The sequence below is a fragment of the Streptomyces sp. NPDC048523 genome, assembly GCF_043199815.1.
Lineage (GTDB): Bacteria > Actinomycetota > Actinomycetes > Streptomycetales > Streptomycetaceae > Streptomyces.
On sequence record NZ_JBICWQ010000004.1, the window covers coordinates 786,136 to 811,789 of the forward strand.

At 71.4% G+C, this 25,654-nt stretch carries 26 protein-coding genes and 2 pseudogenes; 16 read left to right on the top strand and 12 right to left on the bottom strand.

The window, feature by feature from the left end:
- Positions 1-106: 106 nt before the first annotated feature.
- The gene (locus ACGFWE_RS24385) at positions 107-736 is read right to left on the bottom strand and encodes an alpha-ketoglutarate-dependent dioxygenase AlkB (protein ID WP_352385888.1); all 630 of its coding nucleotides are present in this window, start codon (positions 734-736) and stop codon (positions 107-109) included.
- A 120-nt stretch (positions 737-856) separates the two neighbouring features.
- Between ACGFWE_RS24385 and ACGFWE_RS24390 the strand changes: the two genes are divergently transcribed.
- Together ACGFWE_RS24390 and ACGFWE_RS24395 are read left to right on the top strand one after the other, a co-directional pair.
- Entirely contained in the window at positions 857-1,483 is a 627-nt protein-coding gene (locus tag ACGFWE_RS24390; RefSeq protein ID WP_352385886.1) for a TetR/AcrR family transcriptional regulator, read from the top strand.
- A 17-nt stretch (positions 1,484-1,500) separates the two neighbouring features.
- Positions 1,501-3,174: an FAD-binding dehydrogenase gene (locus tag ACGFWE_RS24395; RefSeq protein ID WP_393601688.1), complete on the top strand. Its 1,674-nt coding sequence runs from the start codon at positions 1,501-1,503 to the stop codon at positions 3,172-3,174.
- Here ACGFWE_RS24395 and ACGFWE_RS24400 read toward each other — a convergent pair.
- Positions 3,171-3,496: pseudogene (locus tag ACGFWE_RS24400) on the bottom strand (DUF488 domain-containing protein). The gene ACGFWE_RS24395 and the pseudogene ACGFWE_RS24400 overlap by 4 nt on opposite strands.
- A gap of 141 nt (positions 3,497-3,637) precedes the next feature.
- Between ACGFWE_RS24400 and ACGFWE_RS24405 the strand changes: the two are divergent.
- Genes ACGFWE_RS24405 through ACGFWE_RS24425 form a run of 5 tightly spaced genes read left to right on the top strand, consistent with a single transcriptional unit; the run spans position 3,638 to position 8,883 of the window.
- Complete coding sequence (locus ACGFWE_RS24405) at positions 3,638-5,023, top strand: M1 family metallopeptidase (RefSeq protein WP_352385880.1); 1,386 nt, start codon at positions 3,638-3,640, stop codon at positions 5,021-5,023.
- 41 nt (positions 5,024-5,064) lie between these two features.
- Positions 5,065-5,808, top strand: a complete 744-nt coding sequence (locus ACGFWE_RS24410) for a L,D-transpeptidase family protein (protein WP_393601690.1) — start codon at positions 5,065-5,067, stop codon at positions 5,806-5,808.
- Positions 5,809-5,826: 18 nt separating this feature from the next.
- Positions 5,827-6,528, top strand: a complete 702-nt coding sequence (locus ACGFWE_RS24415) for a response regulator (RefSeq protein ID WP_393601692.1) — start codon at positions 5,827-5,829, stop codon at positions 6,526-6,528.
- Entirely contained in the window at positions 6,525-8,375 is a 1,851-nt protein-coding gene (locus ACGFWE_RS24420; RefSeq protein WP_393601694.1) for a sensor histidine kinase, read from the top strand. The genes ACGFWE_RS24415 and ACGFWE_RS24420 overlap by 4 nt, the downstream gene beginning before the upstream one ends.
- A 58-nt stretch (positions 8,376-8,433) precedes the next feature.
- Positions 8,434-8,883: a DUF6098 family protein gene (locus ACGFWE_RS24425; protein WP_352385872.1), complete on the top strand. Its 450-nt coding sequence runs from the start codon at positions 8,434-8,436 to the stop codon at positions 8,881-8,883.
- A 358-nt stretch (positions 8,884-9,241) separates the two neighbouring features.
- Here ACGFWE_RS24425 and ACGFWE_RS24430 read toward each other — a convergent pair whose 3' ends face one another.
- Positions 9,242-9,496 carry a WhiB family transcriptional regulator gene (locus tag ACGFWE_RS24430; RefSeq protein WP_352385870.1) on the bottom strand — a complete coding sequence of 85 codons (255 nt, stop codon included), beginning with the start codon at positions 9,494-9,496 and terminating at the stop codon, positions 9,242-9,244.
- Between the two features lie 111 nt (positions 9,497-9,607).
- Entirely contained in the window at positions 9,608-10,828 is a 1,221-nt protein-coding gene (locus tag ACGFWE_RS24435; RefSeq protein WP_393601697.1) for a saccharopine dehydrogenase family protein, read from the bottom strand.
- A gap of 121 nt (positions 10,829-10,949) precedes the next feature.
- Here ACGFWE_RS24435 and ACGFWE_RS24440 point away from each other — a divergent pair.
- Positions 10,950-11,685, top strand: a pseudogene (locus tag ACGFWE_RS24440) (TetR/AcrR family transcriptional regulator).
- Here the strand turns inward: ACGFWE_RS24440 and ACGFWE_RS24445 are convergent.
- Positions 11,668-12,558, bottom strand: coding sequence for a LysR family transcriptional regulator ArgP (locus tag ACGFWE_RS24445; RefSeq protein WP_393601699.1), 891 nt, complete (start codon positions 12,556-12,558; stop codon positions 11,668-11,670). The pseudogene ACGFWE_RS24440 and the gene ACGFWE_RS24445 sit on opposite strands and share 18 nt — an antisense overlap.
- A gap of 80 nt (positions 12,559-12,638) precedes the next feature.
- Here ACGFWE_RS24445 and ACGFWE_RS24450 point away from each other — a divergent pair, with 80 nt between their 5' ends.
- Both ACGFWE_RS24450 and ACGFWE_RS24455 read left to right on the top strand, forming a co-directional pair.
- The gene (locus ACGFWE_RS24450) at positions 12,639-13,256 is read left to right on the top strand and encodes a LysE/ArgO family amino acid transporter (protein ID WP_393601701.1); all 618 of its coding nucleotides are present in this window, start codon (positions 12,639-12,641) and stop codon (positions 13,254-13,256) included.
- 110 nt (positions 13,257-13,366) lie between these two features.
- Complete coding sequence (locus ACGFWE_RS24455; protein ID WP_393601703.1) at positions 13,367-14,665, top strand: MFS transporter; 1,299 nt, start codon at positions 13,367-13,369, stop codon at positions 14,663-14,665.
- A gap of 21 nt (positions 14,666-14,686) precedes the next feature.
- On the opposite strand, the gene ACGFWE_RS24460 is transcribed toward ACGFWE_RS24455, so the two are convergent.
- From ACGFWE_RS24460 to ACGFWE_RS24470, 3 genes are all read right to left on the bottom strand, one after another.
- Entirely contained in the window at positions 14,687-15,142 is a 456-nt protein-coding gene (locus ACGFWE_RS24460) for a cyclic nucleotide-binding domain-containing protein (RefSeq protein ID WP_352385860.1), read from the bottom strand.
- 259 nt (positions 15,143-15,401) lie between these two features.
- Entirely contained in the window at positions 15,402-16,880 is a 1,479-nt protein-coding gene (locus tag ACGFWE_RS24465) for an aminotransferase class I/II-fold pyridoxal phosphate-dependent enzyme (protein ID WP_393601705.1), read from the bottom strand.
- 59 nt (positions 16,881-16,939) lie between these two features.
- Positions 16,940-17,149, bottom strand: a complete 210-nt coding sequence (locus ACGFWE_RS24470) for a hypothetical protein (protein WP_352385857.1) — start codon at positions 17,147-17,149, stop codon at positions 16,940-16,942.
- Between the two features lie 231 nt (positions 17,150-17,380).
- Here ACGFWE_RS24470 and ACGFWE_RS24475 point away from each other — a divergent pair, with 231 nt between their 5' ends.
- From ACGFWE_RS24475 to ACGFWE_RS24495, 5 genes are all read left to right on the top strand, one after another.
- A complete protein-coding gene (locus ACGFWE_RS24475) occupies positions 17,381-17,824 on the top strand; it encodes an ATP-binding protein (protein ID WP_393601707.1) in 444 nt (147 codons plus the stop codon).
- Between the two features lie 204 nt (positions 17,825-18,028).
- Complete coding sequence (locus ACGFWE_RS24480; RefSeq protein WP_352385853.1) at positions 18,029-18,886, top strand: SigB/SigF/SigG family RNA polymerase sigma factor; 858 nt, start codon at positions 18,029-18,031, stop codon at positions 18,884-18,886.
- A 24-nt stretch (positions 18,887-18,910) separates the two neighbouring features.
- A complete protein-coding gene (locus ACGFWE_RS24485; RefSeq protein WP_352385851.1) occupies positions 18,911-19,129 on the top strand; it encodes a DUF5133 domain-containing protein in 219 nt (72 codons plus the stop codon).
- A gap of 55 nt (positions 19,130-19,184) precedes the next feature.
- Positions 19,185-20,018, top strand: coding sequence for a DUF1206 domain-containing protein (locus ACGFWE_RS24490; protein WP_393601710.1), 834 nt, complete (start codon positions 19,185-19,187; stop codon positions 20,016-20,018).
- 28 nt (positions 20,019-20,046) lie between these two features.
- A complete protein-coding gene (locus tag ACGFWE_RS24495; protein WP_352385848.1) occupies positions 20,047-20,481 on the top strand; it encodes a hypothetical protein in 435 nt (144 codons plus the stop codon).
- Between the two features lie 8 nt (positions 20,482-20,489).
- Here ACGFWE_RS24495 and ACGFWE_RS24500 read toward each other — a convergent pair whose 3' ends face one another.
- The 3 genes from ACGFWE_RS24500 to ACGFWE_RS24510 all read right to left on the bottom strand — a co-directional run bounded on the left by ACGFWE_RS24500 (position 20,490) and on the right by ACGFWE_RS24510 (position 24,457).
- The gene (locus ACGFWE_RS24500) at positions 20,490-22,721 is read right to left on the bottom strand and encodes an FUSC family protein (protein WP_393601712.1); all 2,232 of its coding nucleotides are present in this window, start codon (positions 22,719-22,721) and stop codon (positions 20,490-20,492) included.
- 61 nt (positions 22,722-22,782) lie between these two features.
- Positions 22,783-22,995 carry a DUF4287 domain-containing protein gene (locus tag ACGFWE_RS24505; RefSeq protein WP_352385844.1) on the bottom strand — a complete coding sequence of 71 codons (213 nt, stop codon included), beginning with the start codon at positions 22,993-22,995 and terminating at the stop codon, positions 22,783-22,785.
- A gap of 94 nt (positions 22,996-23,089) precedes the next feature.
- Positions 23,090-24,457: an NAD(P)/FAD-dependent oxidoreductase gene (locus ACGFWE_RS24510; RefSeq protein ID WP_352385842.1), complete on the bottom strand. Its 1,368-nt coding sequence runs from the start codon at positions 24,455-24,457 to the stop codon at positions 23,090-23,092.
- A 279-nt stretch (positions 24,458-24,736) separates the two neighbouring features.
- On the opposite strand from ACGFWE_RS24510, the gene ACGFWE_RS24515 reads away from it, so the two are divergent.
- The gene (locus ACGFWE_RS24515; RefSeq protein ID WP_352385840.1) at positions 24,737-25,096 is read left to right on the top strand and encodes a PRC-barrel domain containing protein; all 360 of its coding nucleotides are present in this window, start codon (positions 24,737-24,739) and stop codon (positions 25,094-25,096) included.
- A 15-nt stretch (positions 25,097-25,111) separates the two neighbouring features.
- Here ACGFWE_RS24515 and ACGFWE_RS24520 read toward each other — a convergent pair whose 3' ends face one another.
- Positions 25,112-25,516 (bottom strand): ATP-binding protein, encoded by a 405-nt coding sequence (locus ACGFWE_RS24520; RefSeq protein WP_352387090.1) that lies wholly within the window; start codon positions 25,514-25,516, stop codon positions 25,112-25,114.
- Between the last annotated feature and the right edge of the window lie 138 nt (positions 25,517-25,654).

Here is a 25,654-nt window from a genome sequence, read left to right on the forward strand (position 1 = left end):
GCGGGTACCGGTCCTCCAGCGGTCAACTTCCGTGGTGACAGGCTGCCTCCGGCGCCGTCCGCCGGAGGCAGCCCACGCGTGCAGCCGGGGCAGCCGCCTCTCTGTCTCAGTGCACGCCGTGCGGGCGGAACTGGATGCTGATGCGCGGTCCTGTCGCGCGCGTGGACTTCGGTACGGCGTGCTCCCAAGTGCGCTGACAGGAGCCGCCCATCACGATCAGGTCGCCGTGGCCCAGCGGCCGCCGGACCGTCTCCGCGTGGCCGTGCGCCGGCCGCAGTACGAGGTCGCGCGGGGCGCCCACGGAGAGGATCGCGACCATGGTGTCGTGGCTGCCCCCTCGCCCGCCCCGGTCGCCGTGCCAGGCGACGCTGTCCCGGCCGTCGCGGTAGTAACAGAGCCCCGCCGTGGTGAACGGCTCGCCGAGCTCGTCGGCGTAGTGCGCGGTGAGCGCCTCGCGGGCCTCGGTGAGCACGGGATGCGGCAGCGCGTCGTCCACGCCGTAGAAGGCGAGCAGACGCGGGACGTCGACGACGTGGTCGTACATCTTGCGGCGCTCGGCACGCCAGGGAACCTCGGTGGCCAGCTCTTCGAACAGGGCGTCCGAGCCGCCGAGCCAGCCGGGCAGTACGTCGATCCAGGCGCCGAAGGCCAGCTCGGTACGGCGGATCCCGTCGAGCGGGCCGAGCCGGAGCTGGTCGGTCTGGTCGAAGAGGGAGCCCTGGAGGTGCGCGGTCATGGATCCAGCGTACTCCCTAATCGAAAATATGTTCCATTGAGAAGGGGGATCTGTCGAAAGGTTCGACCTTTCGATACATCGCTGTATCGGATACATTCCTGTATCGAACGGAGGGCCGACATGGCGGTGGAGGAGACGACCAGGCGTGTGACCAGGCGCCGGGTCCGCACGCGTGCCAACCTCCTGGACGCGGCCTTCGCGGTGTTCGCCGCCAAGGGCTTCGGACGGGTGTCGATCGAGGAGGTCTGCGAGGCCGCCGGATACAGCCGGGGCGCCTTCTACTCGAACTTCGACAGCCTCGACGAGCTCTTCTTCGCGCTCTACCGGCAGCGCGCCGACCTGATCGCGGACCAGGTCGCCGGGGCCCTCGCTCTCGACGGACCCGGCCTCGACGTACCGGCCGCCGTCGACCGCGTCACCGAGGTGCTGCTCCTGGACCGGGACTGGCTCCTCGTCAAGACCGACTTCCTGGTGTACGCCGCCCGCACGCCCGAGGTCGCCCGGACCCTGCTCGAACACCGGGCCCGGCTCAGGCGCGCCGTCGCCGACCGGCTGGCACGCGCGCGTGGACACGCCGAGCTGCCCGCCGTGCTGGTCGACGTCGAGGGCGCCGCCCACGCCGTGGTCGCCGCGTACGACGGGGTCACCGTCCAACTGCTGCTGGACGCGGACGTCGAGCGCGCCCGTGTCTGGCTCAAGCAACTGCTCACCGCGCTGCTCACCGACGGCAGCGACACCACCGCATGAGGGAAGAGACGGTCGCCATGGATGCAGACGTCATCGTCGTCGGAGCGGGGCTCGCGGGCCTGGTCGCCGCGCACGAGCTCACCAGCCGCGGCAAAAGGGTCGCGCTGGTCGACCAGGAGAACGCCGCCAATCTCGGCGGCCAGGCCTTCTGGTCCTTCGGCGGGCTCTTCCTGGTCGACTCCCCGGAGCAGCGCCGCCTCGGCATCAAGGACTCCTTCGACCTTGCCTGGAGCGACTGGCAGGGCAGCGCGCAGTTCGACCGCGTCGAGGACGAGGACTCCTGGGCGGTGCGCTGGGCGCGCGCCTACGTCGAGTTCGCGGCGGGCGAGAAGCGGTCCTGGCTGGAGGGGCACGGCATCAAGTTCCTGCCCACCGTGGGCTGGCCCGAGCGCGGCGACCTCACCGCCCACGGACACGGCAACTCCGTGCCCCGCTTCCATATCGCCTGGGGCACCGGCACCGGAGTGGTCGAGCCCTTCGTCGGATACGCCAAGCAGGCCGCGCGGGACGGACTGCTGACCTTCTACCACCGCCACCAGGTCGACGAACTGGTCGTCGAGGAGGGGGCTGCCCGCGGGGTGCGCGGCACGGTCCTTGCCGAGGACAACTCCGCGCGCGGTGTCGCCTCCAACCGGGACCGGATCGGCGACTTCGAGCTCACCGCCCACGCCGTCGTCGTCACTACCGGCGGCATCGGCGCCAACCACGACATCGTCCGCCGCTACTGGCCCGAGCGGCTCGGCACCCCGCCCGCCGAGATGATCAGCGGGGTCCCCGCCTACGTCGACGGCCGGATGCTCGACATCAGCGCGGACGCGGGCGTCCGCCTGGTCAACCGCGACCGCATGTGGCACTACACCGAGGGCATCCAGAACTGGGACCCGATCTGGCCCGGCCACGGCATCCGCATCCTGGCCGGCCCGTCCTCCATGTGGTTCGACGCCCTCGGCCGCCGGCTGCCCGAGCCGTACCTGCCCGGCTACGACACCCTCGGCACCCTTGAGCACCTGCGCACCACCGAGGACATCGCGGAGCACGACCACTCCTGGTTCATCCTCACCCAGAAGATCATCGAGAAGGAGTTCGCGCTCTCGGGCTCCGAGCAGAACCCCGACATCACCGCCAAGGACCGCGTGGGCTTCCTCAAGGAGCGCCTCCTCGGCAAGGGCGCGCCCGGACCGGTGGACGCGTTCCTGCGCAAGGGCGCGGACTTCGTGAGCGCCCCGAACCTGGAGCAGCTCGTCGAGAAGATGAACGGGCTCACCGACAAGCCCCTCCTGGACGCCGCCTCGCTCCGCCGCCAGATCGAGGCCCGCGACCTCCAGATCGCCAACTCCTACAGCAAGGACGCCCAAGTGCAGGGCATCCGCAACGCCCGCCGCTACATCGGCGACCGCCTGAGCCGGGTCGCCACCCCGCACCGCCTCCTCGACCCGGCCGCAGGACCCCTGATCGGCGTCAAGCTGCACATCCTGACCCGCAAGACCCTCGGCGGCATCCAGACCGACCTCGACTCCCGCGCCCTGGGCACCGACGGCAAACCCCTCGAAGGGCTGTACGCGGCGGGCGAGGTCGCCGGCTTCGGCGGCGGCGGCGTCCACGGCTACAACGCGCTGGAGGGCACCTTCCTCGGCGGCTGCCTCTTCTCGGGACGCGCGGCGGGGCGGGCGGCGGCCAAGCAGGTCGGCTAGGAGTCCCCGGTGTTCAACAGGCGCACCAGCACCGCGGCGTGGCTCTGCTCCGGCGTCTTCGACGCGGTCAGCAGGGTCACGTCGCCCCGGCCCGCCAACTCCCGGACAGCTCCGCCTCGTACCGCTCGGCGAACTCCTCGTACGAGCCCTCGCCCGCGTGGTACCAGCGGCGCAGTTCGGTCGACGGGGTGAGCGCCTTGGGCCACTCGTCGACGCGGGCCGCCTCCTTGGACAGGCCGCGCGGCCACAGCCGGTCGACCAGGACGCGGACGCCGTCCTCGGGCTCGGGAGGTTCGTAGACACGGCGGATGCGCACGCTCACGGGCGGCCTCTCGACGAAGGGGTGACGGCGTCGGGAGCGTACTGCGCAGTCCGGCGCGACTTGACCTGATCAGGGGAGAGTTGCGGGGGAGGGGGCCTTTAGGGTGAAGCTTTGGCCACCCCCCGACCTGTAGGAGAGCAGGTGCCGAAGGCCGTCAGACGCACCTTCGTCCTCGCCACCACCCCCCTCGCACTCACCGCTCTGCTGGGGGCCGCCGCGCCTTCGCCGACGGGCTCGTCCGGGGCGGGAGACCCGTACTTCCCGCTCGCCGGAAACGGCGGATACCACGTCGGCCACTACGACCTGACACTCCGTTACGACCCCGGCAGCGGTCACCTCGACGGCAAGGCGGTCCTCTCCGCCCGCGCCACCCAGCGTCTGACCCGGCTCGACCTCGACTTCAAGGGACTGACCGTCACCGGCCTGACCGTCGGCCGCTCCAAAGCGGGCTTCCGCCGCTCCGGACAGGAACTCGTCGTCACCCCGCAGCGCGCTCTGCGCAAGGGGGAACGCTTCACCATCACCGTGACGTACAAGGGGAAGCCCGGCCCCGTCACCGACCCGGACGGCTCGCTCGACGGCTGGATACCGACCGACGACGGAGCTTTCGTCGCAGGCGAACCGCAGGGCGCGATGACCTGGTTCCCGGCGAACAACCACCCCACCGACAAGTCGTCGTACGACTTCACGATCACCGTCCCCCAGGGGCGCACCGCGGTCGCCAACGGCCTGCTTGTCTCCCGGCGGACCACGCACGGGAAGACCACGTTCCGCTGGCGCCAGAGCGAGCCCATGGCCGCCTACCTGGCCACCGCGACCGTCGGGAAGTTCACGGTGGAGCAGTTCACCACCAGGAACGGCATCCGCGTCTACAACGCCGTCGACCCGCGCGAGGGCGCCGCCGCGGCACCCGTGCTCAAGAAGCTGCCCTCCGTCCTGGAGTGGGAGAGCAAGCTGTTCGGGCCCTACCCCTTCCGGGCCGCCGGGTCGATCGTCGACCACGCTCCGAACGTGGGCTACGCGCTGGAGACCCAGTCCCGTCCCGTCTACGACCGCGCGCCCGACCTGAGCACCCTCGTCCATGAGAACGCCCACCAGTGGTTCGGCGACTCCGTCTCGCTCACCTCCTGGAAGGACATCTGGCTCAACGAGGGCTTCGCGACCTACGCGGAGTGGCTCTACGCCGAGCAGCACGGCGGCGACAGCGCGCAGAAGACCTTCGACGATCTCTACGCCAAGCCCGCGAGCGACGACCTGTGGGAGTACCCGCCCGGCAACCCCGGCAGCGGCGGCAACATCTTCGGCACCCCCGTCTACGCCCGCGGCGCCATGACCCTGCAGGTCCTGCGCACGGCCGTCGGCGACCGGGCGTTCTTCCTGATCCTGCGCGCCTGGGCAACCGGACACCGCGCCGGCCATGGCACCACCGCGCAGTTCGAGCGCCTCGCGGAGCGGGTGTCGGGCAAGAACCTGGACGCACTGTTCCAGACCTGGCTCTACGCGGCGGGCAAGCCGAACCAGTCCTAGAACCTGACCAGTTCCTTACAAGTGTCGGCCAGAGTCGTTCCATGATCACACGCAGAACCCATGTCGCACTGCTGGCCGCATCCGTGCTTCTCACCGGATGCGGCGGCGGTGCCGTGGCGAGTACGGACGGCATGCCCACGCCGTCCGGGGAGCCTTCGAGGACCACTCCCGCGCCGGAGATCTCCGTCGAGGTCGCTCCCCAGCAGATACCGGGCCTCGGCCCGAAGACGTGGGCGAAGGTGCCGGCCGCCGCCCGGCAGGCCGTCGTGGTCACCGGGCGGGGCCGCGACTCCTCGGCCTCCACCGTGGTGCTCTACGAGCGCACCGCGGCCGGCTGGCGGGCCGGCGCCAAGTGGCCCGCGCACAACGCCCTCAAGGGCTGGACCGACCACCACCTGGCCGGCGACCTGCGCTCACCGATCGGCGTGTACACCCTCACGGACGCCGGAGGACTGCTGAAGGACCCCGGCACCAAGCTGACGTACGACCGCGGGGTCGGCTTCACCTCGCCCGGCACGGGCTTCGAGGGCGAGCCGCTGGCCGGGTCCTTCGACTACGTGATCGCCATCAACTACAACCGGCAGCCCGGCACTTCACCCCTGGACTGGACACGACCGCTGGGCGCCGGCCGCGGCGGCGGGATATGGCTGCACGTGGACCACGGCGGGCCCACGCACGGCTGCGTCAGCATCGCCGAGGAGCACATGAAGGAGCTGCTCCTGGCCCTGGACCCGGATCGCCACCCTGTCGTCGTCATGGGCGACGCCGAGTCCCTGAACCGCTGAGCGCTTAGGATCCGCCAGGTGTGCGCACATGTGCTGGTCGCCGAGGACGACGAGATGCAGGCCGAACTCATACGGCGGTCCCTGCTCGCGGAGGGCCACACCGCCACCGTGGTCCACGACGGGCGGGCCGCCCTGGACGCGGCCCGGCGGGTCGCCCCCGACCTCGTCGTCCTGGACCTCATGCTGCCGGTGATCGACGGATTCGGGGTGTGCCGGGTGCTGCGCCGCGACGCGGACATCCCCGTCGTGATGCTCACCGCACGGTCCGACGAGGACGACGTCCTGCTGGGCCTGGAACTGGGCGCCGACGACTACATCACCAAGCCGTACAGCCCGCGCGAGCTGATGGCCCGCATCCGGACCGTCCTCAGACGCAGCGGACGGGGTGCCGTGTCCGACCGGCGCGAGGACCCTGCCGTCCGCGCCGCGGGCCTCGCCGTCGATCCCGTACGGCACGAGGTGCGGTGCGACGGGGCGCCGGTGGAGTGCACGCCGGCCGAGTTCGAGATCCTGCTGGCCATGGCCGCCGAACCCGAACGGGTCTTCTCACGGCGCCAGTTGCTGGAGGTCACGCGGGGCACCGACCGGGCCTCCACCGAACGGGCCGTGGACGTGCACATCATGAACCTGCGCCGCAAGATCGAGGCCGATCCGCGCCGCCCGGTGCGACTGCTGACGGTGTTCGGCGTGGGCTACAAGCTCAGCGGCGGCCGCGGATGAGTGCCCGGACGACACCGGAACAGACACCTCTGCGCCCTCGCATACCGCTGCACAAACGGCTGCTGGTCCGCCTGCTCATCACGTCCGGGCTCATCGCCGTGTGCTCGGTGGCCGCGACGGCCTGGCTGGCCGTGGCCACCACCACCCAGGCCCTGCGCGAGGAACAGGGGCAGGCGCTCGCCGACGACATGGACGTCCTCGCCGAGCTCAGCGGATACGCGGCGACCCACCCCGACTGGACGAAAGCGGCCGCAACCGTGCGGGAGCTGTCGGCGAGGACCGGCCGTCGTATCGCCCTGACCGCCTCGGACCGCCGGGTCATCGCCGACTCCGCGCCGCCCGGCACCTCCCTGCCCCCGAGCGCGGCCGCCGCCGTCGACCCGCTGCACACCGACACCTACAGTGAGCGCGGCGCCCAGATCCCCGGCATCGACCCGCGAGCGGTGGGCCCGTACCGGCTCACCGAGGCGGAGCGCGTCAAGGTCGCCGCCCTCGCCCGCAAGCGGCAGCTCTGCTTCTCCCGGTCCGGTGTGCAGACCCGCCTGAGCCGTACGCCGAGCGGGCGGACGGTCCTCACCGACGCGGACTCCGGCTCCCAGCCCGACTATGTGCCCGACGCCTGCGCCGACGGGCTGCTCAACACGCCCACTCCGACGGAGGACAAGGCGCTGAAGGCGGTGAAGGCGCTCGCCCGCGCCTGCCTGACCAAGGCCGGGCTGGACCCCGCGATGGCCGTGCTGCTGGGGAGCGCACCGGCCGGGCTGGACTCGCGCGACCCCCTGGGCAGCAAGCTCGGCACCAAGGAGGCGCGTGCGGTCCAGCCCTGCCTCGACGAGGCCCGCCGTACCCAGCTCGACCCCTATGTGGCACCGGCGGCGGAACTCTTCCTCGGCACCGGGGACACCCCCGCGGTGCTGTTCGACATGTCCCCGGCCAACAAGGCCAAGGTCGTCGGCACCGCGGGTCTCGTGCTCGCCGTCACCGTCGCCGCGACCGCCCTGGTCGCCACCCGGCTGGTGCGGCCGCTGCGCGCGCTCACCGCGGCCGCCCAGCAGCCGCCCGAGCTCCATGTGCGCGTTCCCGTCACCACCCGGGACGAGACCGGCATCCTCGCCGTCGCCTTCAACGACCTGACCGAGCGCCGCGAGCGCCTGGAGGCCCAGCGCAAGGCGATGGTCAGCGACATCGCCCACGAACTGCGCAGCCCGCTCACCAACATCCGCGGCTGGCTGGAGGTCACCCGGGACGGTGTCGTCGAGCCCGACCCCGTCCTGCTCGCCTCCCTGCACGACGAGGCCCTCGTCCTCCAGCGCGTCATCGACGACCTCCAGGACCTCGCGGACGCCGACGCCGGCACCCTGCGCCTGCACCGGGAGCCGGTGCGCTGCGACGAACTCCTCCAGCAGGTCGCCGCGGCCCACCGCGTCGCCGCCGACGCGGCCCGGGTCGCACTGCGCACCGACGTCGAGGGTGAGCCCTGGCTGGACGCCGATCCGGTCCGGATGCGGCAGGCGCTCGGCAACCTGGTCTCCAACGCGCTGCGCCACACCCCGGCCGGGGGGACGGTCACCCTGACCGGGCGCCGGGACGGCGACGACATCGTCCTGGAGGTCGCCGACACCGGTACCGGCATCTCCTCCGAGGACCTGCCGCACGTCTTCGACCGGTTCTGGCGCGCGGAGAAGTCCCGCAGCCGTCGTACCGGCGGCTCGGGCCTGGGCCTGCCCATCGTCCGCCACCTGGTCGCGGCCCACGGCGGAACGGTCGGGGCGGCGAGCGAGCCCGGCACCGGCAGTGTCTTCACCCTGCGGATGCTTGGCGGTCCTGCGCCCTCGCCGGACGGCTGATTCCCCACGTGGCGTGCGGGTACCCCGTATGCCCGCGGAGAGAAAGGGAGGTCGGGTCATGACCGTGGCGGACGGGATGCCGGTGGTGCGGACACTCGCTGAACTCGCGGCCCTGACCGAACGGCACGAGCGGCTGTACGTCCGCTGGTCGCGCGGTCCCGAGGTGGATCTGGCCCGAGCGTCCAGCACCGACGAACTCACCGGTCTGTCCCTGCCGGGACTGTCGGCGAACCCGCTCGACGTCGAGGACTGGTGGCAGGGCCGGCCCGTGCAGCTGTGGGTGGCCCGGCGGCTGTACGACTACTCCCACCTGCCGCACGAAAAAGGCCTCGGTGTACGCCCCTGGGTCCTCCAGGGGCGAGAGCGGGGCCGGGGGCCGGACAACGAGCCGCTCGTCGCGGACGTGCGCCCGATGTGCTGGATCGACGACCAGGTGATCGACGAGGCACGGAGCGCGGTGGACGGGCAGGAGAATCCTTGGGGCCCACTGCGCCGCACGGGCCGCTGACCGGGCCTGGTCGCCGACCTGTGGTTGACCGGGTCTGGTAGGTGGCCTGTGTGTTGAGCGGGCCTGGTGATCGGGCTGTGTGTTGGCCGGGGCAGGTCGGCGCCCTGTGTGTTGACCGGGCCTGGTGGTCGGGCTTTGCGTTGGCCAGGCCCGGTCGCCAGCCTTTGCGTAGGCCAGGCCCGGTCGCTGGCCTTTGCACTGGCCCTGCGCGGTGGTTGGCCTACGCCCTGGCCGTGCCCGGTGGTCCGCCCTTACATCGACCGGGCCCGGTCAGCCGCCCATGAGTGGACCGGGCCCGGTCGACGCGGTCCTTGCGTCTGCCGAGCCCGGTCGGTGGACCCGCGCTGAACGGACCCGATCAGCCCGACCTTCTCCGCGCGGCGGCCGCGCGGCGGGCGAGCGAGCGGCGTTCCGTCTCGCTGGTGCCGCCCCAGACGCCGATGCTCTGCCCCGTGTCCAGGGCCCACTGAAGACACTGCTCCTGGACGGGGCAGCGTCGGCAGACGGACTTGGCCTGTTCCGTCTGGACCAGTGCGGGGCCCGTGGTGCCGATCGGGAAGAAGAGGTCCGGGTCTTCGCGGCGGCACGCGGCATGGGTTCGCCAGTTGTCCATCAAAAGTCACCTGCGATCGAAGTCGTACGTGCCCTCGTGCATGCATTTACTCGCTTTCGGGTGACCTGTCGATGCGCGGTGAAACAACCGGGTCTCGTGGGACGCGTCCGGTCACTGCTCCCGGACGCCCCACGGAGAGCCGTACGCGGTCAGCAGATCCAGGAAGGGACGGGCCGCGAACGCCTCGGGACCGAGGACACCCGCGCCCGTCCAGGCGCCGGTGGCGAGGAGTTCGAGGGCGACGACCGGGTTCACGGCGGTCTGCCACACCACGGCCTGACAGCCGTACTCCGCCATGGACCACTGGTTGTCGACCACGTCGTAGATGTACACCTCGCGCGGCGCCCCGTCCTTGACGCCCTTCACCCAGGTGCCCGCACAGGTCTTGCCGTGCATCCGGTCGCCCAGGGTCGCCGGGTCGGGCAGACACGCGGCCACGACGTCCCGCGGCGAGACCGCGACCGGGCCCGCGGGACCGGGCACGGTCACCGGATCGGTGCGGTCCAGGCCCAGCAGGTGCAGTGTCCTCAGCGTCTCGATGAACTCGCGGCCCAGGCCGTACTTGAAGGTGACGCGGCGGGCGCCGACCCAGCGGGGGACGAGCAGCACCTCCTCGTGCTCCACGTTCACGCACTCGACCGGACCGATGCCCTCGGGGAAGTCGAAGACCTCCGGCTCGCTGAAGGGCTCCGTCGTGAACCAACCGCGATCGGCCTCGTAGACGACGGGAGGGTTGAGGCACTCCTCGATGGTGGTCCAGATGCTGAAGGAAGGGGCGAAGTCGTAACCGGCGACGGTGAGGTTCGCACCGTCGCGGACACCGATCTCCTCGATCTCGTCGAAGAGCTCGTCGGCCGCGTACCGGGCGAAGACGTCCGACAGGCCGGGCTCCACGCCCATGCCGACCAGGGCCAGCGCACCCGCCTTCTCCCACTCCTCGGCCTGCGCGAACTGCTCGTCGCCGAGCTTGACCCCGCACTCCTCGTACGGCCGCTCGGGATGCGGACGGGACAGGGACATCGCCATGTCGACATAGGTCGCCCCGGCGGAGCGCGCCGCCCGGAACAGGGGCATCACGAACCGCGGGTCGGTGGCGTTGAGGAGGACGTCGCAGGCGTGCCGTTCCAGCAGGGCGGTCACGGCCGACTCGTCGCTCGCGTCCACGCGCTCGGCACGGAACCGGCCGGACCGGTCGCCGAGCGCGGCCACCGCGGCCTCGGCACGGGCCGGGTCGTAGTCGGCGACGACCATGGCGTCGAAGAAGGGCCGCCGGGCGGCGATCCGGGTGATGGCGGTGCCGACGCCCCCGGCGCCCACGAGCAGTACACGCATGACAAACACTTCCTGACGGGTCGAGGTCGCAGATGCGGGGGCCCCTGGCGGAGATACAACGCCGTGCCCTCGCATAAGGTCAATGGCGTTGGCATAAAGACTGGGGTGCCTGGAGGCAGCCGTGCCGAAGCCCGTGGTGCCCGAGGACAGACGCCGTCGGCGCAGGCCCACCAGGAGCGGGACCGTGCTGTCCGAGCGGCTGATCGTTGAGACGGCCCTGCGCATGCTCCGCGAACACGGCAGCGCCGGCCTCACCGCCCGCCGCCTGGGCCTGGCCCTGGACGCCGACCCGAGCACGCTCTACCGCTACTTCCGCGGCATGGACGACCTGACGCTGGCCATCCGCGACGCCCTGATCGGCCAGGCGCTGCAGGGCTGGGCGCCGACGGGGGAGTGGCGGCACGGCCTGCGCGAGGTGGGCCTGCGCATCCACGGGGCGTACGTGTCCCACCCCCAGGCCGCCGTGCCTGACGACCAGCAGGGTCACCGGCCGGGCCAACGAACTGGCCGCGGACGAGGCGGTCCTGGACATCCTGCGCGGGGCGGGCCTCCCTCTCGCGGACACCGTGCGGATCTACCACGCCTTCATCGACCAGACGCTGGCCTTCGCGGCCCTGGACGCGGCCTCCCTGGCCCTCCCGAGCGCGGCGCTGGACGCCGACGAGGACAAGTGGCGCTCGACGTACGCCCACCTGCCCGGCGACCGTTACCCCCGCCTCGCGGAGGCGGCACCTCTCCTGGCCACCCGCATGGTCACCAGCGCGTACCCGACGGCGCTGGACATGCTTCTGGACAGTGTGGAGAGGCAGGCGGGCAGTACCCGTCAAGGGTCGGCAGTGTCAGCGAAGGGTTTCTGAGGCGGCCGCCGTCACGGCCTCGGCCACCGCGGCCAGGGCCGGCGAGTCCAGCTTCCACTGCTGCCAGTACAGCGGAACGTCGACCGGCCGGTCCGGCGCCAGCGAGACCAACCGGCCGGTCCGCAGCAGCGGATCCGCCTGTACCTCGGGCACCATCCCCCACCCCAGCCCCAGCGTGACGGCCTCCACGAACCCCTCCGAGGTGGGCACCGCGTGCCGCACCCGGCTCGCCCCGCCCCGGCCGAGCTCCCGCAGGAACCCGTTCTGAATGTCGTCACTGCGGTCGAACGTCACCACCGGCGCCTCCGTGAGCCCCTCCAGCGAGGACCCCTCGAGATGTCGCGACACGAATCCGGGGCTCGCCGCCGCCAGATACCGCATCCGCCCCAGTGCCCGCACGGAGCATCCCGCCACGGCCTCGGGAGAAGACGTCACCGCCGCCATCACCAGTCCCTCCCGCAGCAGCTCCGCCGTACGGGTCTCGTCCTCGCGCCGGAGCTCGAAACACAGCCGCTCCCGCTCCGGAACCCGCCCTAGTGCTCCCAGGAACCAGGTCGCCAGGGAGTCCGCGTTCACCGCGACCGACACCCGGGTCACCTCCCCCTCGCCGGGCAGGCCCAGCTCGGCGAGCGCGTCCCGCTCGAGGCGGGCCAACTGGCGGGCCAACCGCACCACGATCTCGCCCGACTCGGTCGGCCGCACCGGTTTCGTGCGCACCAGCAGCACCCGCCCCGTGCGCTGCTCCAGCGCCTTCACCCGCTGGCTCACCGCCGAAGGCGTCACATGGAGAGCGGCCGCCGCCGCGTCGAACGTGCCCTCGTCGACCACCGCGAGCAGTGTCCGGACCTGATCCAGAGGAAGCTCGGTCATCATCACGACACCATCACGACAACTAATGATACGTAAGAATCTTTAGCTGTACGTGCAGTGATCGTCTCCGTACCGTCGAAGCCATGCCCGCTTCTCTGTCCGCCGCTGCCGCAGGTTTCGGCACCGGCCTCTCGCTCATCGTCGCCATCGGCGCCCAGAACGCCTTCGTGCTGCGCCAGGGGATCCGCCGCGACGCGGTCCTCGCCGTCGTCGGCATCTGCGCCCTGTCCGACGCCCTCCTCATCGCTCTGGGCGTCGGCGGTGTCGGCGCCGTCGTGGTCGCCTGGCCGGGCGCGCTGACCCTGGTCGGCTGGATCGGCGGCGGATTCCTGCTCTGCTACGGCGCCCTCGCCGCCCGCCGGGTCCTCAGGCCCGGCCAGTCGGGTCTGCGGGCCGAGGGCGAGGCCACGGGCTCACGGCGGCGGGCGGTGCTGACCTGTCTGGCGATGACCTGGCTCAACCCGCACGTCTACCTCGACACCGTGTTCCTGCTCGGTTCCGTGGCCGCCGACCGCGGCCCGCTGCGCTGGACCTTCGGGCTCGGGGCCGTACTCGCCAGCCTGTGCTGGTTCGCCGCCCTCGGTTTCGGGGCCCGGCTGCTCAGCCGCTTCCTCGCCAGGCCGACCGCCTGGCGGATGCTCGACGGACTGGTCGCCGCGACGATGATCGCCCTCGGCGCCACGCTGGTGGCCGGAGCATGACGTAGTCAACGGCCGGGTCCACCCGCTGAGATACCGCGTCCCGGACTCCTGGGGGGTGCTGCGATAGTGAACCCCGGACCCGTTGGATGTAACGAGCAACCAGGAAGCGCGTGGACACCGGCGAGAGCAGCACCGAACCCAGGACACCGGCCCCGGACGAGGCACCCCCACCCCGGCGGGGCTGGCGTCGCTGGGGGATGGACACCCGTCCGCTGCGCATCCCGGCCTATCGCCGGCTGTGGAGTTCGACCATCGTCACGGCCGTCGGCAGCCAGCTCACCGCCGTCGCGGTGCCGAAGCAGATCTACGACATCACCGGCTCCTCGGCCTGGGTCGGCGCCGCGAGCATGGCCGGACTGCTGCCGCTGATCGTGTTCGCGCTGTGGGGCGGAGCGGTCGCCGACACCATGGACCGCCGCAAGCTCCTCCTGATCACCAACAGCGGCATCGCCGTCACCTCGGTCCTGTTCTGGCTCCAGGCCGTGAGCGGACTCGACTCGGTGGCGGCCCTGATGGTCCTGCTCGCGGTGCAGCAGGCGTTCTGGGGCCTCAACTCCCCTGCCCGCAACGCCTCCATCGCCCGTCTGGTGCCCAAGGACCAGCTCCCCGCGGCCAACGCCCTCGGCTCGACCGTCATGCAGACCGGCCAGGTGATGGGCCCGCTGCTCGCGGGTGTCCTGATCCCGGTGATCGGCCTGCCGGAGCTGTATCTCCTCGACGCCCTGGCGCTGTGCGTCACGGTGTGGGCGGTGTACCGGCTGCCCTCCCTGCCACCGCTGGCCGGCTCGACGGTACGCCGGGCCGGCGTACGCGAGATCGCCGAGGGCTTCCGGTACATCTCCGCGCACAAGGTGCTGCTGCTGAGCTTCCTCGCCGACATCATCGCCATGGTCTTCGGCATGCCCCGGGCCCTGTTCCCGCAGCTCGCCTCCGAGACCTACGCCCCGTACGGCGAAGGGCTCGCGCTGGGTCTGCTGTTCGCCGCGATCCCGATCGGCGCGGTGGTCGGCGGGCTGTTCTCCGGCACGTTCTCGCGCGTGCGCCGACACGGCTGGATGGTCATCGGCGCGGTCGTCGCCTGGGGCGTGGCCATCACCGGGTTCGGGCTGAGCGGGAGTCTGTGGCTCGCCGTGGTGTTCCTGGCCGTGGCCGGAATCGCCGACATGGTCTCGATGGTCTTCCGCGGGGCGATCCTGCTCTCCGCCGCCACCGACGAGATGCGCGGCCGGATGCAGGGCGTCTTCACCGTCGTCGTCGCGGGCGGCCCCCGCCTCGCCGACGTCCTGCACGGCAGTGCCGGCTCGGTCTTCGGCGCCCGCGCCGCGGTCGCCGGCGGCGGTGTCCTGGTCGTCGCCGTCATGCTGCTGCTGGCCTTCGCCGTGCCGGCACTGCGCCGCTACCGCGTCTGAGGGCGCTACCGCGTCCGAGGCCTACAGACCGCTCCTGCGGTGGGAGCCGTACTGGTCCATCAGCTTGCCCCGGGTCGTCTCCAGGCGGTGGGCGAGGATCTCGGCGACGCTGCGGACCAGGATCATGCCGAGCTGCCGGTCCTCCTCGCACAGCCGGAGCACCGCCGCCGCGTCGAACTCGTGGGCCCGCACCGGACTGAAGGCCTCCGCGCCGAAGTCCCACCGGTACGGCGGGAACAGCCAGGACCAGCCGAGCAGGTCGCCCGAGCCGAGTGTGGCGACGGTGACCCGGTGGTGGCTGGTCACCTGCTGGGTCAGCGAGACCGCTCCGGAGCGGATGACCCAGAAGCGGTCGGCCGTACCGCCCGCCTCGAAGATGTGGGAGTCCTCGGGGAAGGAGACCTCCTTGGCGAGCGTCATCAGGCTCTGGCGCTGCGGCTGCGGCAGTGCGGTCAGCAGTTTTATCGCTTTGGTCATGACGCGGGGCTCCTCGCCGGCGATGGATTCCGGTGTTGTGCCTACGCCCCATTTCAGCGGCTGCGGCCGTCCGGGGCACCTCGGCGGAGGCGAGGATCCGCGCCGGGCAGAAAAAAGCCCTGGCTGGACGGGGGAGACCAGCCAGGGCAGTAAGAGGTGGTGTCGGAGGACGGTGGGTCAACCCCGTCACCACGTATGAATGAACCGTAAACCATCCAGGGAGATTTCGCGCAATCGGATCCGGGGTGCGTGACCCGTTTCACTCGGCGGACGCGTTGACCACCCTGATCGTCTGCAGCTCGGCGTCGGCGGGGTCGGGCAGGTTCATGCCCGCGGCCAGCCCGGTCCGCAGATACGCCAGTACGGGCTCGGTCAGCAGCTCACCGGGCAGTACGGCGGGGATCCCCGGCGGGTACGGCGTGATCATCTCGGCCGCGATCCGCCCGGCGGCCTCGGTGACCGGCACGTTCTCCGCAGGGCCGAAGAAGGCGTCCCGGGGAAGCCTCGCCTGCTCCATCCGCAGCTCGGCGGGCGGCGGGACCTCCACCCGCGGGGCCGGGTCCAACTCCGGTGCGGCCCGGGCGAGATCCCTGAGCGCCGCGAGCAACTCGCCGGTCGTCCCCTCGTCGTCGCCATGGGTGATCTGCATCCCGATCCGCCGGTGGTCCGTGAGGTGGGCATCGATGTGCCGGTGCTCGCGCAGCCAGTCCGCCGCCTGGAACCCGGTGATCCCGAGCCCGTCCAGGTCGATGACGCCGGGCAGCGGGTCGAAGTCGTCCGCCAGGCCGGGCCCGCAGAAGTCGTCGCGACCGTTGACGTGCATCCCGTCGATCTCCTCGATCGCGGCACGGACCCGGGTCACGAGTTCGAGCGCCCCGCCCATCAACTCCTTGCCCCGCAGGGCCATCTGCCGCCGCCAGCCGTCCAGACCGGCGTACAGCAGTACCGAGGGGCTGGTGGTGCCCAGCAGGTCGGCGCGCATCTTCAGCAGGTCCGGCGGTACGAGATCGCCCTGCAGATGGAAGACGGACCCCTGCTCGAGACCGCTGCCCATCTTGTGGATGCTGGTCACGCAGATGTCGGCGCCCGCGTCCATGGCCCAGGACGGCAGATCGGGATGGAAGGGCAGGTGCGCGCCCCACGCCTCGTCGACGATCAGCGGGACCGAACGGCGGTGGCAGACCTCGGCGATGTCCGCGAGGGACGCGCAACTGCCGTACGGCGTCGGGCTGGTGACCAGGGCGCCCTTCGCGTCGGGGTGGGCTTCGAAGGCCCGCTCGTACTCCGCGGCCGACGGCGGGTGCGCCAGGTGGCGTTCGGCGTCCCACCGGGGTTCGATCCAGACCGGCTCGATCCCCGACAGGATCAGCCCGGACACCACCGACTTGTGCGCGTCCCGCCCGATCAGCAGCTTCTCGTGCGGACCCGCGACAGCCAGCATCGCCGCCTTCACGGACAGGGAACTCCCGCACGTGGTGAAGAAGGTGTGGTCGGCGTGGACGGCGTCGGCCATCAGCTCCTCGGCCCGGTCCAGCACCCGCCCCCGGGTCAGCCGGTCGTCCAGACCGCCCGACGCCAGCACGTCCCCGAGGAAGACCGCGTCACCCAGCACCTCCCGCACCTCCGGGTCGGCCCCGCGGGCCTGCTTGTGTCCCGGCGGCGTGAAGGACAGCTGTCCCCGGCGGTGGTAGTCGGTCAGGGCTTCCAGAACCGGCGCTTGGGTGTGATCGACAGTCATGGGCCGCGGGTGCCCGGCCCGGACGCAGGTCAATCAGCCCGGCCCGGACGGCCCCGCGGTCAGCGGCTGCCCGGCCTGAGCACCTCGTCCAGCACCCGGGTCACCGCCTCGTAGGCCAGGGTGCGCACGGCGGCGTCCCGGGCGCCCTCCGGATCGGAGGGCGCCAGCTCGTCGCTGCGCGCCCGCCAGGACTGCTCCTCCTCCGCCGCGCAGGCCCGGGCGCGCTGAATTCGGCGCATCAGTTCATCTGAGTCCACGACATCCGTCATGCAGGTCGCGTACCCCCGGAACGCGATCGAATGGCCCCCTGGCGACCCCCCGTGCCGCCCGAAAGGCGGAGGTTTGGCCCGGCGTGCAGAGGTCAGCCGATTACTGGAGGCCTACGGAGGGCGCGCACCGCACATCACGGTCACCGTGTCCGTGGGTCCGGCCGGGCCCGGCTTCTGTTTCCTCACCGACCTGAGAACCCCCCACTCGATCCACTGATCAGGAGCCACGTCATGTGCGACGAGCACAGGACCGAAGCCGCCCCCGAACTCTCTGTCGCCCGTCCCCTCGTTCGGCCCGGGCCGCGCCGGCCTGCCGAGGCACGCCAGGCAGTCGAGCGGGCCGTGTCCGAATGCTGCCGTGCCACACACGCCCCCTGCGACGCCCAGGCGCTCTCGGACGCGCTGCTGGTCGCCTCGGAGCTCACCACCAACGCCATCCTGCACGGTGGCGGCGTCACCGACTTCCGCGTCACCGTCGAGGGCCGGGGCGTGTCCGTCTCGGTCAGCGACCGCAGCACCGCCCTGCCCGTCGCCAAAGCGCCCGTGGACCCGCAGGGCAGGTGGCACCCCGGCGGCCACGGCTGGCCGATCGTGTGCCGGCTGGCCCGCGACGTCCGCGTGACCGACCTGCCCGCGGGCGGCAAGTGCATCACCGCCGTGGTGCCCCTGAGCTGATCCGGCACCCCTGGGAAAGCCGCCGGAAAACGGAGTTTCACTGACGCAGTTTGGGACCCATACAGCAGGGCAGACGCAGTTTCGTGCTTCGGACCGGAGGCGCGCCAGCGGGAGCTGTACGGCTGCTGCGGGCCCCTTTCGGCGGTCCCGGCGTCGTTCCTCCCGCGGTCAGACCCTGAACCCGTTCTTCAGGAGCGAATCCGCATGCTCACCGACACGTCGACCAGCCGTCCCACCACTCAGGACCGCCCCACCGCCGCCGGCAGGCGGCGGCACGACGACGCCCCCGACACCATGGCCCTCTTCGCCCGGCTGGCCGGGCTGGAAGAAGGCCCCGAGCGTGATGCCCTGCGCGACGAACTCGTCACCGCCTGGCTCCCCATGGCCCACCGCATCGCGGGCCGGTTCCGCGACCGCGGCGAGTCGATCGAGGACCTGCGCCAGGTCGCCGCCCTCGGGCTCGTCAAGGCCATCGACCGGTTCGAACCGGAACGCGGGGCCTTCGAGAGCTACGCCGTGCCCACCATCACCGGTGAGGTCAAGCGCCACTTCCGCGACCGCATGTGGGCCCTGCGGGTGCCCCGCCGCGTGCAGGAACTGCGCAACAAGGTGCGGGTGGCCCGACGCGAACTCACCCAGAACCCCGGTTCCCCCGAACCGACGCCCGCCGACCTCGCCGCCCACACCGGCCTGACCGAGGAAGAGGTCGTCACCGGACTGGAGGCCCTCGAAAGCTTCAGCACCCTCTCCCTGGACGCCGAGCTCTCGGCCGGCGACGACGGCTACAGCCTCGCCGACACCCTGGGCGGCCCGGACACGTCGTACGACGTCGTGGTCGACCGCGAGTCCGCCAAGGAAGGTCTGCGTCGGCTGCCCGAGCGCGAGCGCGCCATTCTGTACATGCGCTTCTTCGAGGACATGACACAGAGCCGCATCGCCGACCAGCTCGGCATCTCGCAGATGCACGTCTCCCGGCTCATCAGCCGCAGCTGCGCACGCGTGCGCGACGAGGCGCTCGCCGACCGCTCGCGGCGGCAGGCCGACGGACCGACCGAGGCTTGAGAGCACGGGGGGAGAGAGAACCAGATGCTGATACCCAATCCGACGTTTTTGCGGCAACTCGTACAGGAGTACGAGACGCTGCGCGCCGAGGAGTCCGCGAACGCGGCAGAACCGAGCCCCCGCGCCCGGGACCTCGCCTACACGCTGTGTGTATCCACCGGCACGCGGGACGTGCGGCTGGCCCTGGAGACGGCTCACCGCCTGCTCGCGGCCATGTCCGAACCCGCGCGACTGGCCGACTGACCGCATCCCGTGTGACCGTCCGCCAGGACGGCATCCGGACTTCCAGGAGACCGACATGACCACCAGCTCCACGGCAACGACCGGCCGGATCCAGGCCAGACGCGCGGCACGCGGCTCCGTCACGGAGGGCGCCGCCCGCGCGGGATTCACCGCCCGCGGAGTGATCTATCTGCTGGTCGGTGTACTGGCGCTGCAGATCGCCTTCGGCGACGGCAAGCGCCAGGCCGACCGCGGCGGCGCTCTCGCCGCCCTCGCCGACAAGCCGTTCGGCTCCGTCGTCCTGTGGGCGCTGGGCATCGGGCTCGTCGGCATGGCCCTGTGGCGACTGTCCGAGGTGGTGTTCGGCGCGGTCGGACCCGACGGGCGCAAAGCCACGAAACGGTTGCTGTCGGCGGCCCGCTGCGTCTTCTACGCCTTCGTCGCCTACTCCGTGCTGGCCTTCACCGTCGGTTCCGGCAGTGGCGGATCGAGCGACAAGCAGTCCAAGGACGTCACCGCGCGGGTCCTGGAGTGGCCCGGCGGGCAGTGGCTGGTGGGCGTCGCGGGCGTCGGTGTGGCGATAGCCGGTGTGTGGATCGCCGCACAGGCGGTGCGCAGGTCCTTCCACGACAAGCTCAAGCTCGCCGAGATGAGCCCGCGGATCAGGAAGCTGGTCGACGTGACGGGTGTCGGCGGCGGAGTGGCGCGTGGCGTGGTGTTCACCGCGGCGGGCGCGTTCGCCGTCCGTGCCGCGGTCGACTACCAGCCCGACAAGGCGAAGGGCCTCGACGACACGCTCCGCTCGTTCGCCGGCACCCCGATGGGGCCGTGGCTGCTCGTGCTGGTCGCCGTCGGGCTGGTGCTGTTCGGGGTGTTCTCGTTCGCGATGGCCCGCTGGCGCAGGGTCTGAGCCGCGGCATACGGGGAACCCGGGGTGCATGAACGAACCCGAGCTTCCGTCCGACGGCAGGCCCGTGGACGTCTACCTGAATCTGTTGCGCATCCGTATGGCCTCGGAGGACTACGAGCTGCTGCTCGACGTGGTCCGTCCGGTGCTGCGGGCGATCGACGAGCATCAGTTGCCCGCTCTGGACTTCGCGCTCGAGGACAGCCGGCAGGACGGGCTGCCCCAGGAGATCCGCGACGAGGCCGCCCTGGTCATCGCCACGGCGGTGACCGGCCGTATGGACAACAAGGTGATCGAACTCCATGTCGATGAAAGCGCCGGCCCGATCCGGGTGGTCACCGACGCGGACACGGCCTCCGACCCGGTCCGCCTCGGTGAGATCGCCGAATACATCCGCGAACGCCGACGGCTCGACGACGAACTGCGCGGCATCGCCGAGGTGAGCGGTCTGCCCACCGACCTCTGAGCGCCGCCCTATCGCCGGGGCGCCGCGACCGGCACGTCCAGCGGCCGGGCCAGGCCCACCAGGGTCTCGTCCAGCCGCTGGACGTGCCGCAGTACGCGGTCGGTGATCCGGCCGAAGCGCGGGGTACCGGGGACCTCGGTCTCCAGCAGTGACGCGATGCTCGGCCCGGTCTCGACCCGGGCGGTGGAGCGCTCGTCGGCGACATGCGCGGCGATGGCCGCGATGTTGTCCCCGATGCGCCGGCCGGCCCGGCGCAGCCGGGGATCCGCCGCGATCGAGGGATGCGTGGGCAGCAGTTCGGCCGTGGCCGCCAGCGAGCGCGCGTGGTACGCGCAGGTCTCCAGGAGCGCCACAACATAGCGGGCGGTGTCCCGCCGGGCCCGCAGTGGCGTGATCGGGTGGGTGAGGGGCCGGGTGGCCGCCCGCAGGTCGGCCAGCGCCTGGTCCAGGTCGCGCGCCTGGTCGAGCAGATCGGCGGGGGAGCCGCCGCTGAGCTGGTCCACGGCGGCCTCCGTGACCTCGTCGAGCCGCTCCAGGACGGTGACGAGCAGTTCGTTGGTACGGCGGTCCGTGCGCACCGGAAGGACGAACGCCGCCGCGATCACCCCGCAGGCCGCGCCGAGCGCGGTCTCCTCCACGCGCAGCACCAGCACCGAGAAGCTGTAGGTGTGCAGCAGGGTGTAGAGCAGCCCCAGCGCCGCGGTGACGAAGAACGACATCAGGGTGTAGGAGAGCGGCGCGGTGTAGAACATCGCGAACACCAGGACCAGTACCAGGGCGAACGCCGTCCAGGTGTGCTGCCCGACCGCTCCCGCCAGCACGATCCCGGCGACCACGCCGAGGACGGTACCCAGCAGCCGGCGATAGCCCTTGACCAGGATCTCGCCCGTGGACGCGGTGTTGATGAAGACGATCCAGCAGGTCAGCACGGCCCAGTACCAGCGCTGGCTGGAGAGGAACTCGCCCCCGACGATGGCGAGCGTGGACCCCACGGCGACCTGCACCGCGGCCCGGGTCGTGGGCCGCCTGAGCCCGGTGAGCTCCTCCTGCGTCCCGCCGTCCGCCTCGCGGGCGTCGATGACGGCGTCCTCGGCGTCCAGCTCCTCGCGCGAGCGGGTCGTCGCGGGGGAGTCGTCCGACTCGTCCTGCGGGCCGTCGAGGGCGATCCGGAGGCCCAGGACCGCGCGGGCGGCCTCGCCGACGCCCCGGAACACGTCCTGGACGGCGGGCGGCGCAGGCGGCAGGTTCTCCTCCTCGCGGTAGCCGAGCAGCCGGTTGCGGACCTGGGACAGGGCCGTGCTGGACCTGGCGGCGACCGGGCGCAGCACCAGCAGCCGCAGCGCCTCCAGGTCCCGGCGCACCGTGGCCATCACCTCGTCCCGCCCGGGCATCCGGTCCGCCCGCGGGGCCGGCGCACCCGGCAGATGCAGGGTGAGAGTGTCCGCGCGCTCGGAGCTGCGGGCGCTCAGCAGCAACAGCCCCAGCCGCTCGGCGGTGATCTCGGCGTCCGCGATCCGCCGCTGCACGAGCCGCGCCGCCGCCGCGTCGGAGGTCCCCTCCTCCAGCCGCCCCTGGATCATCAGCGCGGTCTCGTGCAGCCGCGCGGTGCCCTCGCGTACGTCCTTCAGCGCCTCGTCGATCTCCTCGGGCCCGGCGTCCAGCAGCCGGAGCTGCGCGGAGACCAGCTGGGCCAGCCGGACCCGGAACGCCTCCCGCAGGCGTTCGAGGAGGCCTGCGGGGGTCTCCGGCACCAGCAGGAAGCGTGCCGCCGCGCTGCACAGGAAGGCGACGCCGAGGACGCCGTACAGGGCGGGCAGGCCGGAGACGGTGGCACCGACGAACAGGGACACGAAGTAGACCTGGAAGCCGATCAGGCCGAGCGTGGTGCCGCGCTCACCGAAGCGGCGGCCGTAGACGGCGCAGAAGATCAGCGCGACGAAGAAGAGGTCGCCGGCCAGCACCCGGGAACTCAGCAGCGCGCCCAGTGACATCGAGGCCACGGCCACCGGGAGGCCCAGGGCGAGGGTCACTGCCTGCTGGGCACGCTGCTTCTCCCGGATGGCGAAGGTCGCGACCATCGCCGCGATGGCGCCCGCCACCAGGTGCGGGACGCTCGTCCCCAGCAGGCCGAGCACGGCCAGGGTGAGGGCGATCGCCACCACCGTGCGCAGACCGGCGGCCAGCCGGAGCAGCCCCGGGTCCGACGCCGAAACCCGATCGCGCAGCCTCGCTGTGTTCACTCCGCCGTACTCACTCCCGTGTCACGTCATGATCCGTTCCAGCATGGCACGGCGGGGTGGATCACTTGCCCTCGGCCTCGGCGAGGGTGTGGGCCACCAGGGCGTTGGCGTGACCGTGTCCCAGCCCGTGCTCGGTCTTCAGCCAGGCGACCAGCTCCATGTGCCGGGTCAGCGGCGAGGAGCGGATGAGGTCCTGCCACTCGGCGATCGGGCGGCCGTACTTCTTCTCGATGGAGGGGAAGTAGCTCGCGGGGCCCTTCACGGTCTCGGCCATGACGGTGTCCTTTCGGAGGGAAGCTGTGCTGTCCCTCCGAAGACCGCCGGCCGGCGGGGAACCGACCGGCGGTCCGGAGTGATCCGCGTCACGCCTACGGGTCCAGCCGCGGTGTCCCCTCGACCTGCGCCCTGACCTGTTCCGGGGTCAGGTACGCGTCGGTGTACTCGAAGTCCTTCAGCTTGGCGGGCTTGCGGGCCTGGAAGCCGGTGCGGACGAAATCGTCGCCCGCGAGGGCGTTGAGCGTCCAGTTCGTCGCCACGCGGACCTTGGCCACGTTGGTGCGCAGCGCCATCCAGTGGTAGCCGCGGGCGGCGAACTGGGCGGGCAGGCCCCGCAGTTCGATACCGAGCGGCTTGGAGACGGCGTCCTTGCCGCCGAGGTCGACGACGAGGCCCAGGTCCTTGTGGACGTACGGCTTCAGCGCCTGGCCCCGCAGCGTCGCGATGACGTTGTCGGCGACCACCTTGCCCTGGCGCATGGCGTGCTGTGCCGTGGGCGGGCAGATCGCGCTGTCGTCGTCCTTGGCCTTGTCCGGCACGGCGGCGGAGTCGCCGAGCGCGAAGACGCCGTCCTGGCCCGGCAGGGTCATCTCGGCGGTGACGGCGAGCCGTCCGCGAATCGTTTCGGCGCCGAGCGTCGCGATGAGCGGACTGGCGACGACCCCGGCCGTCCAGATCAGGGTCCGGGTCGGGATCACCCGGCCGTCGGTGAAGGTGACCTCCTCGGGGCCCGCCTTCTCGATCGAGACACCGAGCGAGACGTCGATGCCGCGCCGGCGCAGGATCTCCTGCGCGCTGCGCCCGAGCTTGTCGCCCAGCTCCGGCATCAGCTTCGGGGCGATGTCGATCAGATGCCACTTGATCAGCGACGGATCGATGCGCGGGTAGCGCTTGACCGCCGCGTGGGTGAGCTTCTGCAGACAGGCGGCGGTCTCGGTGCCGGCGTATCCGCCGCCGACGACCACGAACTGCAGCCGGGCCGCCCGCTCGTCCGGGTCCTGGCTGGCGTCCGCGAGGTCGAGCTGGGAGATGACGTGGTCGCGGATGTAGGCGGCCTCGGCGAGGGTCTTCATGCCGAAGGCGTGCTCGGTGAGACCGGGGATGTCGAAGGTGCGGGTGATGCTGCCGGGAGCCAGCACGATGTAGTCGTAGGGCTCGTTGATGATCTCGTCGGTGATGGTGCGGACCACGCAGACCTTGGACTTGAGGTCCACGCCGATCGCGCCGCCCGGGATGATCCGGGTGCGGTACTTCTTGCTGCGGCGCAGCGAGACGGCGATCGACTGGGGCGTCAGCACGCCGGAGGCGACCTGGGGCAGCAGTGGGAGATAGAGCTGGTAGGCGAACGGCGTCACCAGGGTGACGTCGGCTTCGTCCGGGGAGAGTTTCCGTTCCAGCCGGCGAACGCATTCGACTCCGGCGAAGCCGGCGCCAACCACCAGGATCCTGGGTCGTGTCACGGTGTTTCATCCCTTTCTGCGGCTCCAGGCGGTTCTGCCTCGAACGCCCTTCGTGTGCCCGTGCGGGCGCGACGAATGCGTCGAGGACCACCATGCCCGCCCGCGCCCGAAAGTGCACCGGGAGAAAGGTGAAGGAGGTGCGCGGACCGGACGCGGGGAAACCGCTTGTGAGGGTGCCCGTAGCCGAATGCGTGTGCGGCAGAAGGGTATTGGGGTGCTGTGGGCCCGCTCGCAGTGGAGAGCCGGGGTCCGTGCAGCGCTCGGGAGGGAAGGAGCAGCGTGACCACCGACAGAATCTGGTCGTACGTGCCGGACAGCGGTTACGTCGAGGGACAGGACCTGACGGGCTTCAGCGTCGTCGCGAGCGACGGCGCGATCGGACACGTGGACCGACAGGCCGCCCCCGACGGCATGGAGCACCTCGTCGTCGACACCGGTGTCTGGATCTTCGGCCGCAGCGTCCTGGTCCCGGTCGGCGTCGTCACCCGCGTCGACACCCATGACCGGCGGATCACCCTGGCCTGCACGGAGTCGGAGGTGAAGGCGGCCCCCCGCTTCCGTACCGACAGCGAGACCAGGGACCGTGCATACCTCGCGGCGGTCGGCGCCTACTATCTGGGGCTCACGGCCACCGCCTGACCGAAGCGGGCCAGGTCACCACGGCAGGAAGACGTGGACGTCCTTGCCGCGCTCGTCCGTCACCACGCTGACCTGGTCGCACAGCGCGTGGACCAGGTGCCAGCCGATGCCGCCGCCGCCCGTGCGCGGATCGAAGGAACGGGGGGCCGGCGGCGTCGGGTTGGTGTCGCGCAGCGTCACGTGCACACCGTCGAAGGTGCGGCGCAACCGCAGGACGAAGGGACCGGGTGCGTACTGGACGGCGTTGGCGGCGAGTTCGGTGACCACCAGCAGGATGTCGTCCCAGTGCTCGGGAGTCGTGGGCGGCACGCTCTGGCCGAGGTCGCCCAAGAATTCCTCAGCGGCGAGCCGCGCACCCGTCACGCAATGCGGCTCGCCCGCGAAACGGGTGGTGCGGCTCGGAATCGCCTCGGAAGTCAGTGTCTCGTCCCAATGCGGCTCGGTGCCGTGCCGCTCTCACGACCCGGCGTCAGCGGATTCTTCGTACTCTCTCATGTCGCCACTGAGCCGTGTTCCCTAGGGCGGGCCGCCCAATCGTCCTCACCTCGGGGAACGCGG

What these genes read in the sequence shown, in the direction of transcription:
- ACGFWE_RS24460 (WP_352385860.1), bottom strand. Translation starts at nt 15,142, where the DNA reads ATGACCAAAGCGATAAAACTGCTGACCGCACTGCCGCAGCCGCAGCGC.
- ACGFWE_RS24485 (WP_352385851.1), top strand. Translation starts at nt 18,911, where the DNA reads ATGCTGATACCCAATCCGACGTTTTTGCGGCAACTCGTACAGGAGTAC.
- ACGFWE_RS24390 (WP_352385886.1), top strand. Translation starts at nt 857, where the DNA reads ATGGCGGTGGAGGAGACGACCAGGCGTGTGACCAGGCGCCGGGTCCGC.
- ACGFWE_RS24395 (WP_393601688.1), top strand. Translation starts at nt 1,501, where the DNA reads ATGGATGCAGACGTCATCGTCGTCGGAGCGGGGCTCGCGGGCCTGGTC.
- ACGFWE_RS24475 (WP_393601707.1), top strand. Translation starts at nt 17,381, where the DNA reads ATGTGCGACGAGCACAGGACCGAAGCCGCCCCCGAACTCTCTGTCGCC.
- ACGFWE_RS24425 (WP_352385872.1), top strand. Translation starts at nt 8,434, where the DNA reads ATGACCGTGGCGGACGGGATGCCGGTGGTGCGGACACTCGCTGAACTC.
- ACGFWE_RS24445 (WP_393601699.1), bottom strand. Translation starts at nt 12,558, where the DNA reads ATGATGACCGAGCTTCCTCTGGATCAGGTCCGGACACTGCTCGCGGTG.
- ACGFWE_RS24470 (WP_352385857.1), bottom strand. Translation starts at nt 17,149, where the DNA reads ATGACGGATGTCGTGGACTCAGATGAACTGATGCGCCGAATTCAGCGC.
- ACGFWE_RS24385 (WP_352385888.1), bottom strand. Translation starts at nt 736, where the DNA reads ATGACCGCGCACCTCCAGGGCTCCCTCTTCGACCAGACCGACCAGCTC.
- ACGFWE_RS24450 (WP_393601701.1), top strand. Translation starts at nt 12,639, where the DNA reads ATGCCCGCTTCTCTGTCCGCCGCTGCCGCAGGTTTCGGCACCGGCCTC.
- ACGFWE_RS24410 (WP_393601690.1), top strand. Translation starts at nt 5,065, where the DNA reads ATGATCACACGCAGAACCCATGTCGCACTGCTGGCCGCATCCGTGCTT.
- ACGFWE_RS24435 (WP_393601697.1), bottom strand. Translation starts at nt 10,828, where the DNA reads ATGCGTGTACTGCTCGTGGGCGCCGGGGGCGTCGGCACCGCCATCACC.
- ACGFWE_RS24430 (WP_352385870.1), bottom strand. Translation starts at nt 9,496, where the DNA reads ATGGACAACTGGCGAACCCATGCCGCGTGCCGCCGCGAAGACCCGGAC.
- ACGFWE_RS24490 (WP_393601710.1), top strand. Translation starts at nt 19,185, where the DNA reads ATGACCACCAGCTCCACGGCAACGACCGGCCGGATCCAGGCCAGACGC.
- ACGFWE_RS24480 (WP_352385853.1), top strand. Translation starts at nt 18,029, where the DNA reads ATGCTCACCGACACGTCGACCAGCCGTCCCACCACTCAGGACCGCCCC.
- ACGFWE_RS24420 (WP_393601694.1), top strand. Translation starts at nt 6,525, where the DNA reads ATGAGTGCCCGGACGACACCGGAACAGACACCTCTGCGCCCTCGCATA.
- ACGFWE_RS24495 (WP_352385848.1), top strand. Translation starts at nt 20,047, where the DNA reads ATGAACGAACCCGAGCTTCCGTCCGACGGCAGGCCCGTGGACGTCTAC.
- ACGFWE_RS24465 (WP_393601705.1), bottom strand. Translation starts at nt 16,880, where the DNA reads ATGACTGTCGATCACACCCAAGCGCCGGTTCTGGAAGCCCTGACCGAC.
- ACGFWE_RS24505 (WP_352385844.1), bottom strand. Translation starts at nt 22,995, where the DNA reads ATGGCCGAGACCGTGAAGGGCCCCGCGAGCTACTTCCCCTCCATCGAG.